At 37.2% G+C, this 903-nt stretch carries 1 protein-coding gene and 1 pseudogene; both read right to left on the reverse strand.

Annotation, left to right across the window (positions count from 1 at the left end):
- A pseudogene (locus ACFING_RS09925) lies at positions 1 to 230 on the reverse strand (hypothetical protein); the annotation flags it as partial.
- A gap of 112 nt (positions 231 to 342) precedes the next feature.
- On the reverse strand, positions 343 to 903 hold a 561-nt coding region (locus ACFING_RS09930), incomplete at its 5' end, for a hypothetical protein (protein ID WP_375630805.1).

Here is a 903-nt window from a genome sequence, read left to right on the forward strand (position 1 = left end):
TTTGCATCATCATACACTCTTGCATGACCGTAGACACAAGCCTCATCATACACCCAGCAATTGCCATCATGGGATAGATTAGCTTCCTTTTCAATAAAGCCGCCTAAAGACCCCGCCTTTATATCATCAAAATCTTTTAAAGCTTTAATGCGATAAAGATTTATAATATTTCGAGTAAGAGCATGTTTGATTTTTTTGATTTCACTGGTTAATTCGTATTTTTTGCACATAGAAGACCCTCACAATCTAATGTGATAAACAGTTGATAAAATTTGAAATGGGAAAATTTGAAAGAGGGGCGCCCCCGCCACGCCTGTACTTTCATTTACACTGCTTTATTGGTTAGACCCAGACAATCTCTAATTCACCATAAGGAGAGAGACGTTCAGTATAGGTTTTTATTTTAGTAGACCCGCCGACATTTTCACGAATAACAGCAATGCCATGAATATTGGCATTTTCATAAACATGCACGTTATTTGCTATACGAGCATTTTCATAAACCCTAGCATTGTCATAAACATAGGCATTATCATAAATAATATCCTTGCCATACACATGTGCATTACCATAAACATGGGAATTATCAGAAATAACAGCATTGCCATAAACATGGGCATTATCATAAACATAGCCAGCAATGATAGCATTGTCATAAACCCGCGCATGACCATAGATATGACCACAAGTGACAGCATTGCCAAAAACTCTTGCATTTTCATAAACGTGACCATTTTTAAACACAAGAGCCTCATCATACACCCAGCAATTGCCATCATGAGAGAGGTTATCTTCCTTTTCAATAAAGCCACCCAAGGCACCAGCCTTAACATCAGCAAAGTCTTTTAATGCTTTAATGCGATAAAGGGTATGATTATTAATTACACGCGTTTCATTTGTGAG

It is taken from the genome of Bartonella sp. AP150HLJHH (genome assembly GCF_042196385.1).
Taxonomy (GTDB): Bacteria; Pseudomonadota; Alphaproteobacteria; order Rhizobiales; family Rhizobiaceae; genus Bartonella.